The following is a 15,111-nucleotide window of genomic DNA, read 5'->3' as shown; positions in this document are numbered from 1 at the left end:
TTTCGCGCGCGCCTCCAGGTCGCCCGGCGACGTCAGGCGGTCGGGACCGGCAGCACCACGCCCTCGGCCGCCGACCGGTGCGCCAGCTCGATCAACTCGACGGTGGCGACCGAGTCGCGTGGGTCCACCGGCATCGGCGTGCCGTCGCGCAACGCCGCCGCCACCTGCGCGTAGAAGTTCTGGTACGACCCGGGTTGGGTGGTCACCGTCCGCAGGTCACCGTCGACGCCGAGCATGCCGTACCGCTCCGGCGGGACCTCGCCCCAGCCGGGCTGGTCCGGCCGGCCACCGGCGTGCAGCGCCGCCTCCTGCACGTCCAACCCGTACGTCGTGTAGCCGGCCCGGTCGCCCAGCACCCGCAGGCGGGGCCCGAGCTGGGCGGTGATCGCGCCCATCCAGAGGTGCGAGTGCACCCCGTTGGCGTGGGTCAACGCCACGAAGGCGTCGTCGTCGACGGCCGCGCCGGCGCGGCGACGGTCCACCTCCGCGTAGACGCGGTCGACCCGACCGAAGAGCTGCACCGCCTGGTCGACGAGGTGCGCGCCCAGGTCGAAGAGGGCGCCGCCGGCCTCCTCGGGACCGGCCAGCTCCCGCCAACCCGGCTTGATGGTCGGACGGAAACGCTCGAACCGGGACTCGAAGCGCAGCACCCGCCCCAACTCGCCCTGCTCCACCAGGCGGCGGGCGGTCAGGAAGTCACCATCCCAGCGCCGGTTCTGGAACACCGTCAACGGCACCCCACGCTCGACCGCCTCGTCGACGAGCGCGCGGCCCTCCGCGGCCGTCGCGGCCAACGGCTTGTCCACCACGACCGGCAGCCCGGCCGCGAGCGCCGCGCGCGCCATCGGCACGTGGAGCCGGTTCGGCGTCGCCACCACGACCAGGTCCAGATCATCAGGGGTACGCCACAACTCGTCGGCGTCGTCGACCAGGCGGGCGTCCGGGAAGTGCTGCCCGGCCTGCTCGCGCCGCTGCGGATCGCGGGTCACGATGGCGTCGAGCCGCAGCCCGGGCGTCGCGGCGATCAACGGTGCGTGGAACACCCGACCCGCCAACCCGTACCCCAACAGACCAACCCGCAGCGCCTCCGCCATGCCCGTGCCCCCATCTTCCTGGTCCGCGCCCCGATGCGGCGGCGGTACCGCGGAGAGAATCTACGCCCCGAGCGGGTCGCAGTGATCTCGACCCGGTGCTGGTCAGGCCGTCGGGTCGGCCCGTAGGTAGGTGAGGACCGCGAGCACCCGACGGTTGGTGTCGTCGCTCGGTGGCAGGTCGAGCTTGAGCAGGATGTTGCCGACGTGCTTGCCCACCGCCGCCTCGGTGACGTGCAGCCGGGAGGCGATCGACGCGTTCGAGCGGCCCTCGGCGAGCAGCGCCAGCACCTCGCGTTCCCGGGCGGAGAGCGCGGCGAGCGGGTCGCGCGGGCGGTGCAGGAGTTGCCGGACCACGTCCGGGTCGATCGCCGTGCCGCCGGTCGTGACCCGACGCAGTGTGTCGACGAACTCGGTGACCTCGGCCACCCGGTCCTTGAGCAGGTAGCCCACCCGCTGGCCGTCGCCGCTGTCCAGCAGCGCCGCCGCGTACCCCGTCTGCACGTACTGGCTGAGCACCACGACCGGCAGCTGGGGTTGCTCGGCGCGTAACGCGACGGCCGCGCGTAGTCCGTCGTCGCGACGCCCGGGTGGCATCCGGATATCGGTCAGCACGAGGTCCGGCTCGTGCTCGCGGACCGCGTCCAGCAGTTCCGGCGCGGAGCCGACGGCGGCGTAGACCGTGAAGTCGAAGCGGGTCAGCAACACGACAAGGCCCTCCCGCAGCAGCACCTCGTCCTCGGCGAGCACCACAGTGGTCAGCGACGACACGGCAGCTCCACCCGGACCACTGTAGGCCCACCGGGCGGGCTGGACAGCAGCAGTCGGCCGTCCACGGCGGCGACCCGGTCGGCGAGACCGGTCAGGCCCGTACCCAGGCTCGGGTCGGCGCCGCCCCGACCGTCGTCGGACACCTCGACCACCAGGTCGCCGCCGGTCCGGGTGAGGCGAACGTCCGCGTGGGTCGCCCCGGAATGCCGGACCACGTTGCCCAGCGCCTCGGACACCACGAAGTACGCGGTGGTCTCGACGATCTCCGGTAGCTCGCCGTCGAGGTCGGCGCGGACGGTGACAGCGACTGTGGACGCGTCGGCCAACTCCTGCGCGGCGCCGGCCAGGCCGAGGTCGGTGAGGCTCTGCGGGCGGATGCCGTGCACCAGTTGCCGCAGCATCACCATCAGACCCCGGGCCTGGTCGTGGGCCACGGCGAGGGGTCGGGCGGCGGGGGAGTCCTCGGGGACGTCCAGCCGGGCCAGACCCAGTTGGAGGGTGAGGCTGGTCAGCCGTGGCTGCGCGCCGTCGTGCAGGTCCCGCTCGATCCGGCGCCGCTCGGCCTCGTACGCGCCGACCAGGCGGGTACGGGAACGGGCGACCTCGCGCAACGCCGCCGCGTCCACCGGCCAGGCCAGCGCCCAGCGGGCCACGGTGGCCTGGACGGCGGTGAACAGACCGGCCGCGTAGCAGAGGACCGGCAGGAGCAGCACACCCACTATCGCGTACGGGACGGCCTCACCGGTGGTCTCGATCGGCTGCCAGATCACCACCGGATTGTTCGGGTCGCCGGCCAGCCAGGGGCTGGTGATCAGCCCGAGGTCGAACACCAGCAGCAGCAGGAACACCCAGTACGTGATCGGGGTGACCCCGCCCAGCCAGAAGAGGTACGCCACCTCCCGCCATCCGGCGGCGGTGCGGTAGCGGGCGACCAGGCCCGGCCACGGCGACGGAGGCAGCGGGCGGCCGTCCACGAGGCGCAGTCGCCACCGCTCGACGGCGGCCACCGGGAAGCTGACGATCGGCGCCAGCGCCAGCACGGAGAGGCTGCCGACCGCCAGGAACAGCATGAGCGCAACGCCCGGCGGGCGGTCGTGCAGCAGCAGCCCGTTGACGGCGGCGAGCAGGGGTGCGCCGACGATGAGTAGCCCGACGGCGAGCACGCCCGCGATCGGCACGGTGCTGACCAGGTAGGCCAGCGCCCGCCAGGGCCAGGCGGAGACCAGCCAGTCGCGGCGGCGCAGCGCCTCGGCCAGGTGGGAGGGACGTTCCGGGGTCATGCCACAGACGCTAATCGTGGGCGACCGGCCGCCCCAGCCGTCCAGATCCACTCTTCGGGGTAGGTCCAGCACTACCTGTGGACGGGTGGCCGCGCCTCGCGTCCGGGTGGCGTACGGCGTACGCCCGCGTTGTTAGGATGGCCGCACCATGGCGAGTGAGCGCAAGGCGACCGCGGACCCGGCCCGGAGCCTGGCCATCCTCTGGCGCACGACGGAGCCGGCCAGCCGCAGCGCGGGGCCCGGGCTCAGTGTCGATCGGATCGTCCGGGCCGCGATCGACATCGCCGACGCGGAGGGTCTCGACGCGTTGACCATGCGTCGGGTCGCCGAGGCGCTGGGTGTCGGCACCATGTCGGTCTACACCTACGTGCCGGGTAAGGCCGAACTCGTCGCCGTCATGGTCGACAGCGCGTACGGCGAGATGCCGCGCCCGACCGTCGAGGGCGACTGGCGGGCCCGGCTGGACCGGATCGCGCGCGACAACCTGGCGCTCTACCAGCGGCATCCCTGGATGTTGCGGGCCGAGACGACCCGACCGGTGCTCGGCCCGCACCTGGTGGCGAAGTACGACTACGAGCTCGGCGCGGTCGCCGACATCGGGCTCAGCGACGTCGAGATGGACGCGGTGCTCACCCTGGTGCTCGGCCACGTGAAGAGCGCGGCACGGGCCGCCTCCGAGGTGGTCGACCTGGAACGCGAGACCGGCATGACCGACGGCCAGTGGTGGCAGTCGCACGCGCCCTGGCTGGAGACGTTCCTGACGGCGGACGCCTACCCGACCGCCTCCCGGGTCGGCACCGCGGCGGGCCAGCAGCACGGCGCCGCGTACGGCCCGGAGTACGCCTTCGAGTTCGGTCTGCAACGCGTCCTCGACGGGATCTCGGTGGTGGTCGCCGAGCGGGCGGCCGCCGGCTAACCCGGCACCGCTGGCACTGCCAGCCGGGCCAGGGTGCGCGCCGACGCGCTGCCCGGCTCGGCGTGGTAGACGACGAGCGACTGGGTGGTGCCGCTGATCGTGAACTTCTCGTAGCGCAACTCCAACTCGCCCACCCGCGGATGGTGGAACACCCGCGATCCACCGCCGGCGCGGGCGCTGACGTCGTGTCGAGCCCACAACCGGCGAAACCGTTCGCTGCCGGCCGTCAGCTCGTCCACCAGCTCGGTGAGCCGGGGGTCGTCCGTCTCTGTGCCGACCTGCGCGCGCAGTCCGGCCACCGCGTTCGCCGCGACCGCCGTGAGGGCGGGGTAGAGCGCCGGCACGCTCGGGTCCAGGAAGACCGCGCGCAGCAGGTTCACCCCGGCGCTGAAGATGGGTGCCAACGCGGTCGCCAGGGGGTTGGCGAAGAGCACGTCCAGATACCGACCATGCACGAACGCCGGTGTCTCGGTCCACGCCCCGACCAACTGCCGGACTCCCGCCGGCACCCGCTCCGGCCGACGCGCCGGGCGGCGGGTCGGGACCGGTGCGCCGAGGCGGTGCAGATGCGCCGTGGCCTCCGCGTCCAGCAGCAGCGCGCGGGCCAGCGCGCCGAGCACCTGCGCCGACGGGTGCCGGTCCCGACCCTGCTCCAACCGCAGGTAGTAGTCGGCGCTGATGCCGGCGAGCAGGGCCGCCTCCTCACGACGCAGGCCGGGCACCCGCCGACGGCCGTGCGCCGGCAGCCCGACGTCGCCCGGCCCGATCAGCTCGCGCCGGGCACGCAGGTACTCGCCGAGCGGGCCGGCCGTGCTCACCAGCCCATCGTAGGAGCGGTGACCGGCCGCCCATCCTGGTCCTGCCACTACCAGGAAAACCAGGACCCGGACACCGCCCGATGGTTGGGTGACAGTGGTCGGCGTACGCGTGATCGGGAGATGGGACAGAGATGACTGAGCGAATCGTGACCCCGTTCGGGTTCGCCTCGACCGCCGACGAGGTCATCGCCGGGGTCGACCTGACCGACAGGCGAGCCGTCATCACCGGAGGGGCCGCCGGGATCGGCGTCGAGACCGCCCGCACGTTGGCCGCCGCCGGCGCCGAGGTGGTGCTCGGAGTACGCCGGGTCGCCGCCGGTGAACAGGCCGCAGCCGACATCGCGGCCGGTATCGGCGCGGACCGGGTCACCGTCCGCGAACTGGACCTGGCCGACCAGGATTCGGTACGCCGGTTCGTCGCCGACTGGGACCAGCCGCTGCACATCCTGGTCAACAACGCCGGGATCATGGCGCTGCCGGAGTTGGAGCGCACCGCCGAGGGCTGGGAGATGCAGTTCGCCACCAACTTCATGGGGCACTTCGCGTTGACCGTCGGCCTGCACGACGCGCTCGCCGCCGCCGGAGGCGCCCGGGTCGTGTCGGTCAGCTCCAGCGGCAACCTGTTCTCCCCGGTGATCTTCGATGACCTGCACTTCGCGTTCCGCCCGTACGACCCGTTGCTGGCGTACGGGCAGTCCAAGAGCGCCGAGGCGTTGCTCGCCGTCGAGGCGACGCGCCGCTGGTCCGGCGAGGGCATCTACGCCAACGCGTTGAACCCCGGCGCCATCGCGACCGGCCTCCAGAAGCACACCGGTGGGCTGCGGACCCCGAAGGAGCGGCAGAAGACCCCGCAGCAGGGTGCCGCGACCTCGGTGCTGCTCGCCGCGTCCCCGCTGCTCGACGGCATCGGCGGTCGCTACTTCGAGGACTGTGCCGAGGCCGCGGTCGTCACCGAGCGGCCGGCGGACTACAGCGGTGTGGCCGCGTACGCGGTCGACCCGGGCAACGCCGAGCGGCTCTGGGACGTGGCGTCGGACCTGATGTCCCGGCCCACCGCCACCACCGCCCGCTGAGGACGACGGCCGGGCCTCGGGGAACGCGCCCGGGCCCGGCTGCCCAGGTGGTACGACTGGGGCGGCAGTTGACGTCAGGGAAGGCGGGCGATGACGAACGGGCTTGCCGACCGGCTGCTCCAGCGCCGTGAGAATCCCCGCCGGACGTCGTTCCTGGAACTCTTCTTCGACCTGGCGTTCATCTTCGCGCTGACCCGGTTGTCCCGGGCGTTGCTCGACGACACCAGCATGGTCGGCGGCTTCCGGGTGTTGATCCTGTTGGCGGCGCTCTGGTGGGTGTGGTTCGTGACCGCCTGGTCGGCGGACTGGTTCGACCCCCGTGCCCCGCTGATCGTCGTGCTCCTGCTCTGGGTGATGTTCGGTGGTCTGCTGATGGCCGCCGCCGTGCCCACCGCCTTCGACGCGCACGCCCTGGTGTTCGCCGTCGCCTACGTCGCCATCCACCTGGGCCGCGGGGCGCTGTTGCTCCCGGCGCTGCGGGGGCATCGGCTGCAGTCGCGCAGCGCGCGGGTGGCGATCTGGTTCGCGATCTCCGGCGTGCTCTGGATCGCCGGGGCGTTCGTCGCCCCGGCCCGGGAGATCCTCTGGGCGCTCGCCCTGCTGCTCGAGTACGCCCTCGCGCGGCTACGCTGGCCCTTCCCGTGGCTCGGGCGCAGCACCTGGACCGAGCTTCAGGTGAACGGAGAGCACCTCTCCGAGCGCTACCAGCAGATCTTCATCATCGCGTTGGGTGAGCTGATCCTGATCGCCGGTGTGACGTACAGCGGTTCCGGCATGGACCGGGAGAGCACCGTGGCGTTCGCCCTTGCCTTCGTGACCGCGGTGGCTCTCGCCCGGCTCTACCTGGTGCCCGCCGGCACGCGGTTGGGCGCCGCCGTCGTGGCGGCCGGGCCGCCGGGCAGCATGCTGGCGCTCAAGGCCGGTTACCTGCACCTGGTCATGATCGCCGGGGTCCTGGCCACCTCGGTCGCCATGGAGATGACGATCGACGACCCGGGCGCCCGCGACAACGGACAGTTGGCCGTGGGCGTCATCGGCCCGGCGCTGTTCCTCACCGCCCGGATCCTGCTGGCGGCCGCTGTCGACAGCGGCCTGCCCTGGGCGCGGCTGGTCGGTGTGCCGGCCCTCATCGTGGCCGGACTGGCGACCTGGCAGTTCCCGCAGGTCGTCAGCAGTGGTGTGGTCGCCGGGGTGTTGCTGCTGATCGTCCTGGTCGACGCGATGCCCGTCCTGTGGCAGGCCCGCGGACGTCCCGATGCCGCCGGTCGGCCGGCCCGGTAGCTGTCGATGCCGAAGGAAACGGGGCAGCACGGCGACCCACCGCGCGAGCGGAGCGTGGTGGAGTTGCGGGTGCACGGTGTGTCCGGGGCGGAGCCCGGGGTCATTCTCGGTCAGGCGCCGACCCGGCAGGTCTTCGGCGACGACAGGGGCGGTTTCCACCGCGCCGAACGGTCCGACGGCGGCGGTCCGGACGGGGTGACGCTCGAGGCGTACCGCTGGGGTGACCTGCCCTCGGGCACGGTGGCCCGGACCCTCTCACTGGTCTTCCTGCTGCCGTTCATGCTCAGCAACCTGGCGGTGTGGATGCGGCCCACGGATCGCCGCAGCGCCGCCGGGGTCACCGTGCTGTGCCGGCTCCTCGCCCTCGACCTCACAGTGCTGTACGTCGTGTCCGTCGCCGGGGTCGCCCTCGACCTGCTCGCCTGGCGGTGTCTCGGCGCGACGCGCTGCCGGGGACCCTTCGACGCGGTGGGCGGGCTCGACGGGCATCAGGTCGGGTTGCGGCTGGCAGTCCTGTCGCTCCTGCCGATCGCCGCCGTGGCGTTCCTCCGGCTGCTCGGCACCCGCCGGCCCCGCCCGACCAGCAAACCCCTGTGGGTCGTCGAGCCACTGGTGGGACGCCTGCGGGCGCTTCACGTGGCCGCCGCGCTCGCCATCCTCAGCCTGATACTGCTCGCGGCCCGTACGGCAGGCGGCGCGACGGCCGTGACCGCGGTGCTGCTGGCGCTCAGCGTCGCGGTGCTGCTGGCCTGCGCCGGACTGCTCGTCGTGCCCGGCCTGCTCGATCGGGCGGCGATGACGTGGATGGTGACCCGGACCGCCACGACGCTGCGCGCGGTGGCCATCTGCCTGACCGCGGCCACCCTCGCCGCCGTCGTCCTGGACGAGCGGGCCTGGCCCTCGTCGGCCGCACTGCCCGGCTACGACACCATCGCGACCTCGGCCCTGCTCGGGGAGATGACGCTGCTGGCGGCGCTGAGTGCGCTGGTGCTGTGGCATCACGGGCCCGGGGACCGTCACCGCGCGCTGTCGCGCGGGTCGGGCGCAGCGGTGGTCGCGGCCTTCGCTGTCGGCTCGGGCGGCGTGTTCTCCGCAAATCTCGTCTACCAGAGCGGGAACCTGCTGGACGGCTACCGTGGCGACGGCGGACCGCCGCTGCCGTACCAGTGGACGATCCTGGCGTTCTTCCTGCACGTCACCGCCGGCGTCGTGCTGTGCGGGGCGCTGACCCTGCTGAGTCGGCGACGCCGTCGCCGCGCGGCCGCGGCGGTCACGGCGCGCGACTTCCCGACCGTGCCGCCCGAGGGCGTCGGGCGGCTGCACCAGGTGACGAGGGCGGTCGCCCGCGCGCGGTTCGCCGAGTGGTTGGGGCTTCTCGCCGTGGCGTGGGCGGCCCTCACCGCGATCGGACTGGCCACCAGTCTGTTGCGGCTGTTCGACCTGACACCCGACGAACTGGCGACGCGGTTTCTCGGGCTTCCGGTGGGAGTGGTGGGCATGGGGCTCGCCCTGGGCAGCTACTTCGCGGCGGCGGTGGTGGTCGCCCTGCTCCTGGGTGGGGTGTTCGCCTACCGGACGCCGTGGTTCCGCCGGCACGTCGGCATCCTGTGGGACCTGGGTACCTTCTGGCCCCGGGCCGCGCACCCGTTCGCGCCTCCGGGCTACGCCGACCGGGCGGTACCGGAGCTGGCGCACCGGATCACCCAACTGACAGAGCGGCACGACGGGGTGCTGCTCTGTGGGCACAGCCACGGGTCCGCGTTGCTCGCTCTCGCTGTGCTGCGGCTGCCTCCGCGCGTCCGTGCGCGGGTGGCGCTGCTCACCTACGGATCGCCGCTGGACCGCCTGTACGCCCGGATCTTCCCCGCCTACCTGAACGAGGAGGTGCTGCGGCAGGTCGGGGAGCGAATCGACTGGCGATGGCTCAACCTCTGGCGGGACACCGACCCCATCGGTGGCTGGATGTTCGCCGCCCATCGGCCCGGTGATCCACCCCCGGACCCGACCGATCCGGCGGGTCGGGTCGACCGGCGGTTGCGGGATCCGTCGGACCTGCTGCCAGCCCCGGGGGAGCGCTGTCCGCCGCCCGTGCGGGGGCACCACCCGGGCGAGTCCGACGCCGAGTTCCGCGCGGCGGTCGATGAGCTTCGCGCCCGTATCCAGGGCTCTCCCTGAGGCCCGTCACTGCCGGTCTGTCGCGCCGGGGCCGCGCGTGGTCAGCGCTCCTCGGTCGCTCTGTCGGTCTCCGCCACCGTCGCGCGGATCTTCCGTAGGGTGGCGTCCGGGGCTCGGATCGCGGCCCGCCAGCGGTCCAAGGTCCGGGTGAGCACCCGGACCACGAACTGCAACTGGTTGACCTGCTCGCGGAGCACGCCCAGCTCGGACCGCGCGCTCAACGCCTCGCCCTCCAGCTGGGTGATCCGGGTCTGCAACGGCTGCACCAGGGTGAGAGCGGCCTCGGTGAGGGTGTCGGCGGCGTCGGCCTTGAACTTGCCGCGCTGCACCACGACGGTGGCGATCGCGGCGAGGCCGGTGCTGCCACCGAGGATGCCGAGCACACTGAGCGCCAGCTGCACCCAGTGGGGTGCGGCCGGCGCCGGGGAGGTAATCACGTGACACCTGCCTGCAGGGGTTCGTAACCAACTATTTCGCAAGCTCGGGCCAGGCGGCGCAGGTCGACGGCGATCTGCGTGGCCCGCCAGAGCGATCCCACCGTCACCGCCATGACGAACGACGTCGCGACGATGGATTGTCGACCCGACATCGCCACCAGGGCCACGGCGTACATGCCGGTGATCGTGCCGAGCACCAGCACCGACGCGAGTTCGAGGCCGAGCCCGGTGGAGAGCCGGCCGGGCCACAGGATGCCCAGCAATCCGCCCACGCCCACCGCGATCAGCCCCAGCTCCCACGCGACCTGGATGGGCCCGGGCATGGCCGTCTGCACGGAGGTCGGCCGGACGTCGAGGGTCAGCATCAGTACGCCACACACGGGTGCGGCGGTCAGGACAGCGATTTCGTACGGTTGGTGTCGGGATCGGATACGGAGGGTTCCCACGGCAACTCCTTGGTCGAGGGCCGACCTCCCGCAGCGGCCTCACGGGCCGGTGCCGTCCGATCGCGACTGTGGAGCGGCACGCCGACGCTGGTGCGGTGCGGATGGACGGTCGTAAGGCGAGGAGATGAAGCGACTCGACGTCGTTGGCTGCCGGTATCTGCCTGTGTATCACCGATGACCGGTTCTCGTCCACTGCGTGTCACGTCGCATTACCGCAGGTCAGGGCCCATTCGTGCCCGGTTGCCGTGGGTCGGGCCGGGTGGAGCGCGACGGCCCGGCCGTGCCGCCATGGTCCCCACTGGGGTGTCGCAAATCTTACCCAGGGTGATGGCGGTGCGGCCGGGCCTCCGATCGGTCAGCGGTCGAGCAGAGCCCGCAGCATCCGGACCACCTCGGCCGGTGCCTCCTCCGCCATGAAGTGCCCAGAGGTGACCGTCCGGTGCTCCAGGTCGGGCGCCCAGGCCCGCCACACCCCGGCCGCGTCATATCCCAGCGCGGCCCCCCAGTCCTGCTGGAGCACCGTCACCGGCATGCGCAGCTGGTTGCCCGCCGCCCGGTCGGCGCTGTCGTGGGCTACGTCGACGCCGGCCGACGCCCGATAGTCGGCGACGATCGACGTGACCGCGTTACGGGACGCACGCAGGTAGGCCGCCCGCACGTCGGCCGGTAGGGCCTCCGGATCACGGGTCCAGACGTCCAGGAAATGGCCGAAGAAGGCGTCCGGGCTGCCGCCGATCAACTCCTCGGGCAGCCCGGGTGGCTGTGCCATGAGGTACAGGTGGAACGCGACCGCCGCGGAGGTGCCGTGCAGCACGTCCCACATGTCCAGGGTGGGCACCACGTCGAGCAACGCCAGCCGGCTGATCGCCGCCGGGTGGTCCAGGCCGGCGCGGAAAGCGACGAGCGCACCCCGATCGTGGCCGGCCAACGCGAACCGTTCGTGACCGAGCGCGCCGGCCAACGCCACGACGTCGGCGGCCATGGTCCGCTTGGCGTACCCGGTGCCGTCGGTGTCGACGGGCTTGTCGCTGTCGCCGTAGCCGCGCAGGTCGGGGCAGATGACGGTGTGGTCGGCGGCCAGGTCGGCCGCGACGTGCCGCCACATCAGGTGGGTCTGCGGGAAACCGTGCAGCAGCACGACAGCTGGTCCGGAACCGCCGACGGCGACGTTGAGCGTCACACCGTCGGCGACGGTCACGCGCCGGTAGTCGAATCCGTTGATCCTGGGGTCCACGGGAGAACCTCTCTGCTGAGCAGTGCCGGCGGGGGCGATGGCCCCGCGTCGTCGTACGTCGTCGAGCCTTCTCCGCGCTGATCAGCAAGCGGTCAGCGTCGGATCAGCACCGGCCTGCCGACGGCGGGCCCGGACGAAACCGCGCCTTGCCGGATCACCGCCCGGGCTCCGCCTCGGCTCGACCGCCCCCGTGAAACAGGCCCTAGATTGGTGCCATGACCAGGCAGCCGACCGCACCGGACGCGGTGACCTTCGGCGTCCTCGGGCCGGTGACCGCCGTCACCGAGCGTGGCCCGGCACCGCTGCGTGGGCACCGGCAGCGCCTGGTGCTGGCCCGGCTGTTGATCGCCCACGGAAGGGTGGTGCCGGTGCGGCGTCTGGTCGACGACCTGTGGGAGGTCGCGCCGGACGGCGCGGTGGGCGCGATCCGGACCTTCGTCGCCGACCTGCGCCGGGCCCTGGAGCCCGACCGGCCACCGCGGCAACCGCCCCGGATCCTGGTCACCGAGCCACCGGGGTACGTGCTGCGGGTCGCCCCGGACGCGGTGGACGCCGGCCGGTTCGAGGCAGCCGTCGGCGAGACGGGTCCACTGCTCGCGGCGGGACGCCCCGGGCAGGCCCTGACCGCCCTGGACGACGCACTCCGGCTCTGGCGGGGCCCCGCGTACGCGGACTGCGCGAACGAGGTCTGGGCGGTGGCGGAGATCAGCCGACTGGACGAGTTGCGCATGCTCGCCGTCGAGCGGCGGGCGGAGGCGCTGTTGGCACTGGGTCGGCCGGACGAAGCCGCCGCCGACCTGCCGGCTCACCTGGCCAGCCATCCGCTGCGGGAGGACGCCTGGCGGTTGCTCGCGGTGGCCCGGTACCGCGCCGGTCGGCAGGGGGACGCCCTCGCTGCGCTTCGCGAGGCGCGCAACGTCCTGGTGACGCAGTTGGGCGTGGATCCCGGGCCGGAGTTGCAGAGGCTGGAAGCCGACGTCCTGGCCCAGGCGCCGCATCTCACCCCGGCCCTCGACGACGCCGCCACCCCCAACCTCCGGCAACCCGCGGCACCCGGTCCGCCGCCTGGTCCGACGCCGCAGCGTCCCTTCGTCGGCCGGGCAGTGGAGCTGGACCGCCTGCGGCACGCCGCCGAGGCCGCGCTCCGGCGCCGCACGCCCACCCTCGCGCTCATCGGCGGCGACCCGGGCGCCGGAAAGACCGCGATGGCCGAGACGGTGGCGCGGCAGCTCGCCGCCGAGGGCTGGACCACCGCGTGGGGACGCAGCCCGGAGTACGAGGGAGCACCGCCGGCCTGGCCGTGGACCCAGGTCACCGACGCGCTCACCGGGCTGGTGGAGGCCTCCGGTCCGACCGACGCACCGGGCAACCCCACCGGTGGGCGGTTCCGTCGGCACCGGGCGGTCGCCTCGTTGGTCGCGGCGGTCGCCGACCGAGGGCCGCTGCTCGTGGTCCTCGACGATCTGCACCGCGCCGACGGTGACACCCTGGACCTGCTGACCGCCCTGCTCACCGGTCCACACCCGGCCACCGGGCCGGTGCTCGTTCTCGGCACCTACCGCGCCACCGAGATCAGTCCGGAACTGACCGCCGCCCTGGCTCGCGTCGCCGGGCTGGAACCGACCCGGGAGTACCTGGCCGGCCTCTCCGCGTCGGCGACGGGTGAGCTGGCCCGCGCCGTCGTCGGCGCGGCACTCGCCCCGACCACCGCCCAGTTGATCCACGACCGTAGCGGAGGCAACCCGTTCTTCGTCCGCGAGCTGGCCCAGCTGTACGCGAGCGAGGGGGAGGCCGCACTGGCCTCGGTGCCGCCCGGCGTGCGCGACGTGATCCGACACCGGCTGGCGCAGCTACCCACACCGACGCGCACCGTGCTGCGGCAGGCCGCCGTGCTCGGCCGGGACCTCGACCTGGAGATCCTCACCTCCCTGGCGGGCGACCCCGCAGTCGTGCTGGACGCCGTCGACCGCGCCCTGCAGGCCGGTTTCCTCGCCGAGCGGGAGCCCGACGGTCAGCTGCGCTTCACCCACATCCTGGTCCGCGACACGCTCTACGCCGACCTGTCCACACCGCGCCGCGCCGCGTGGCACGCGACCATCGCCGAAGCGCTGCGACAACGAGATCCGGTCGAGCCCGCCGCGATCGCGCACCACCTGCTTCGCGCCGGTGGGCGGGTCGCCGCCGGTCGCGCCGGCGCGTACGCCCGCACGGCTGCCGAGCAGGCCGAACGGGGCGGCAACCCGCACGAGGCGGCCCGCCTGTGGCGACAGGTGATCGAGGCGTACGACCGTGCCGGCGGCGTCGAGCAGCGTGAGCGGTTGACCGCCCTGCTCGGTCTGGGGCGCGCGCTGGCCGTGACCGGGCGGCTGGCCGAGGCGAGAGGGCGACGTGCCGAGGCGATCACCGCCGCCGAGTCGGTCGGCGATCCGCTGCTGATCGAGGAGGTGCTGGCCGGTTTCGACGTACCCGCCATCTGGACGCGCAACGACGACGACAGGCTCTCCGGGCACATCGTCCGAGCCGCCGAGCAGGCCCTGAGCGCTCTCGGCCCGACCGGCTCGGCGCGGCGCAGCCGCCTCCTGAGCACCCTTGCGTTGGAACTGCGCGGCACCACCACCGACAGCGGTCGCCGGGCGGCGTACGAGGCCGAGACCCTCGCCCGGACGGTCGGCGACCCCGGGTTGCTGGCCTTCGCGCTCAACGCCCGCTTCATGCACACCTTCCAGCGCGTCGGCCTCGCCGCTGGGCGGGCCCGCATCGGTCGCGAGTTGGTCGACCTGGCCGCTCGGCACCAGTTGGTGACCTTCGAGGTGCTCGGCCACCTCGTGCTGGTCCAGTCGTACTGCGCGTTGGCCGACCGACCCGCAGCCGACGAGCACGCCCGTGCCGCCGATCGACTCGCCGAGCGGTACGAGCTGCCGTTGGTCGCGGTGTTCACCAGGTGGTTCGGCGCGCTGCGCCTGGCTCTCGACGGCGAGTCGGCCTCGGCGGCGGACGCCTTCCACGCGGCGGCCCGTCACCTGCCCGCGGATGGTATGCCGGGCCTGACCCGTGGGCTGCTCCCGCTCGCGCTGCTCGGCCTGCGGCTGGCCGAAGCCGCCGACGGCGGGGCCGACGGTCTCGACCGACCGATTCCGGGCGGGGCGGGCTGGGCGACCATGGACTGGGGGCCGCACGAGCCGTGGGTCCGGCCGTTGCTGCTGCTCGCCGACGGTGACCGGGACGCTGCGGCAGCGGCCGTGCGGGCACTTCCGGAAGGCCCGCACGACCTTCTCCGGGAGGCGCGCCTCTGCCTCGTCGGTCGGGCGGCGCGTGCCCTCGGTGACCGGGTCACGATGGATCGGGTCCACGCCGAACTGCTGCCGGCGGCGGAGGAACTGGCGGCCGGCAGCGGTGTGCTCACCGTCGGCCCGGTGGCCGGGCACCTCGCCGCCCTGGCCGACGCACTCGGCCGCGTGGAGGAAGCGGCCGCGCATCGCCAGGTCGCCCGCGCGGTCAGCGCCCGGGCCCGGACGGCCACCCCCGCACGCTGATCGCGGTCGCCGTCCACGGCGACTTGCCGATTCTCCTCGGAACGCGTCGGCGGGTG

The 15,111-nt window shown here is 73.3% G+C and carries 12 protein-coding genes; 5 read left to right on the top strand and 7 right to left on the bottom strand.

Annotation, left to right across the window (positions count from 1 at the left end):
* Nucleotides 1-32 precede the first annotated feature (32 nt).
* From O3438_RS12655 to O3438_RS12645, 3 genes are all read right to left on the bottom strand, one after another.
* Complete coding sequence (locus tag O3438_RS12655; RefSeq protein WP_269680152.1) at nt 33-1,094, bottom strand: Gfo/Idh/MocA family oxidoreductase; 1,062 nt, start codon at nt 1,092-1,094, stop codon at nt 33-35.
* 102 nt (nt 1,095-1,196) lie between these two features.
* Nucleotides 1,197-1,862 (bottom strand): response regulator transcription factor, encoded by a 666-nt coding sequence (locus O3438_RS12650; RefSeq protein ID WP_269680151.1) that lies wholly within the window; start codon nt 1,860-1,862, stop codon nt 1,197-1,199.
* On the bottom strand, nt 1,850-3,142 hold the full coding sequence (locus tag O3438_RS12645; RefSeq protein ID WP_269680150.1) for a sensor histidine kinase: 1,293 nt from the start codon (nt 3,140-3,142) through the stop codon (nt 1,850-1,852). Before O3438_RS12645 ends, O3438_RS12650 begins: the two co-directional genes overlap by 13 nt.
* Before the next feature lie 148 nt (nt 3,143-3,290).
* Here O3438_RS12645 and O3438_RS12640 point away from each other — a divergent pair, with 148 nt between their 5' ends.
* Nucleotides 3,291-4,058 (top strand): TetR/AcrR family transcriptional regulator, encoded by a 768-nt coding sequence (locus tag O3438_RS12640; protein WP_269680149.1) that lies wholly within the window; start codon nt 3,291-3,293, stop codon nt 4,056-4,058.
* On the opposite strand, the gene O3438_RS12635 is transcribed toward O3438_RS12640, so the two are convergent.
* Nucleotides 4,055-4,876: an MmyB family transcriptional regulator gene (locus O3438_RS12635; RefSeq protein ID WP_269680148.1), complete on the bottom strand. Its 822-nt coding sequence runs from the start codon at nt 4,874-4,876 to the stop codon at nt 4,055-4,057. The two genes, O3438_RS12640 and O3438_RS12635, sit on opposite strands and share 4 nt — an antisense overlap.
* A 131-nt stretch (nt 4,877-5,007) precedes the next feature.
* Between O3438_RS12635 and O3438_RS12630 the strand changes: the two genes are divergently transcribed.
* The 3 genes from O3438_RS12630 to O3438_RS12620 all read left to right on the top strand — a co-directional run bounded on the left by O3438_RS12630 (nt 5,008) and on the right by O3438_RS12620 (nt 9,405).
* Nucleotides 5,008-5,949, top strand: a complete 942-nt coding sequence (locus tag O3438_RS12630) for an SDR family NAD(P)-dependent oxidoreductase (protein WP_269680147.1) — start codon at nt 5,008-5,010, stop codon at nt 5,947-5,949.
* A 90-nt stretch (nt 5,950-6,039) separates the two neighbouring features.
* Nucleotides 6,040-7,230 carry a low temperature requirement protein A gene (locus tag O3438_RS12625; protein ID WP_269680146.1) on the top strand — a complete coding sequence of 397 codons (1,191 nt, stop codon included), beginning with the start codon at nt 6,040-6,042 and terminating at the stop codon, nt 7,228-7,230.
* Between the two features lie 6 nt (nt 7,231-7,236).
* Nucleotides 7,237-9,405, top strand: a complete 2,169-nt coding sequence (locus tag O3438_RS12620) for a hypothetical protein (protein WP_269680145.1) — start codon at nt 7,237-7,239, stop codon at nt 9,403-9,405.
* A gap of 41 nt (nt 9,406-9,446) precedes the next feature.
* Here O3438_RS12620 and O3438_RS12615 read toward each other — a convergent pair whose 3' ends face one another.
* From O3438_RS12615 to O3438_RS12605, 3 genes are all read right to left on the bottom strand, one after another.
* The gene (locus O3438_RS12615) at nt 9,447-9,842 is read right to left on the bottom strand and encodes a hypothetical protein (protein ID WP_269680144.1); all 396 of its coding nucleotides are present in this window, start codon (nt 9,840-9,842) and stop codon (nt 9,447-9,449) included.
* The gene (locus tag O3438_RS12610) at nt 9,839-10,288 is read right to left on the bottom strand and encodes a hypothetical protein (RefSeq protein ID WP_269680143.1); all 450 of its coding nucleotides are present in this window, start codon (nt 10,286-10,288) and stop codon (nt 9,839-9,841) included. The genes O3438_RS12615 and O3438_RS12610 overlap by 4 nt, the downstream gene beginning before the upstream one ends.
* A 355-nt stretch (nt 10,289-10,643) precedes the next feature.
* Nucleotides 10,644-11,522 (bottom strand): alpha/beta fold hydrolase, encoded by an 879-nt coding sequence (locus tag O3438_RS12605; protein ID WP_269680142.1) that lies wholly within the window; start codon nt 11,520-11,522, stop codon nt 10,644-10,646.
* Between the two features lie 215 nt (nt 11,523-11,737).
* Here O3438_RS12605 and O3438_RS12600 point away from each other — a divergent pair, with 215 nt between their 5' ends.
* Nucleotides 11,738-15,055, top strand: a complete 3,318-nt coding sequence (locus O3438_RS12600) for an AfsR/SARP family transcriptional regulator (RefSeq protein ID WP_269680141.1) — start codon at nt 11,738-11,740, stop codon at nt 15,053-15,055.
* Nucleotides 15,056-15,111 lie beyond the last annotated feature (56 nt).

This window comes from Micromonospora sp. WMMC250, from assembly GCF_027460215.1.
Lineage (GTDB): Bacteria > Actinomycetota > Actinomycetes > Mycobacteriales > Micromonosporaceae > Micromonospora > Micromonospora taraxaci.
The sequence above is the reverse complement of the archived record's forward strand: the minus strand, read 5'-3'. Positions and strand labels throughout refer to the sequence as shown.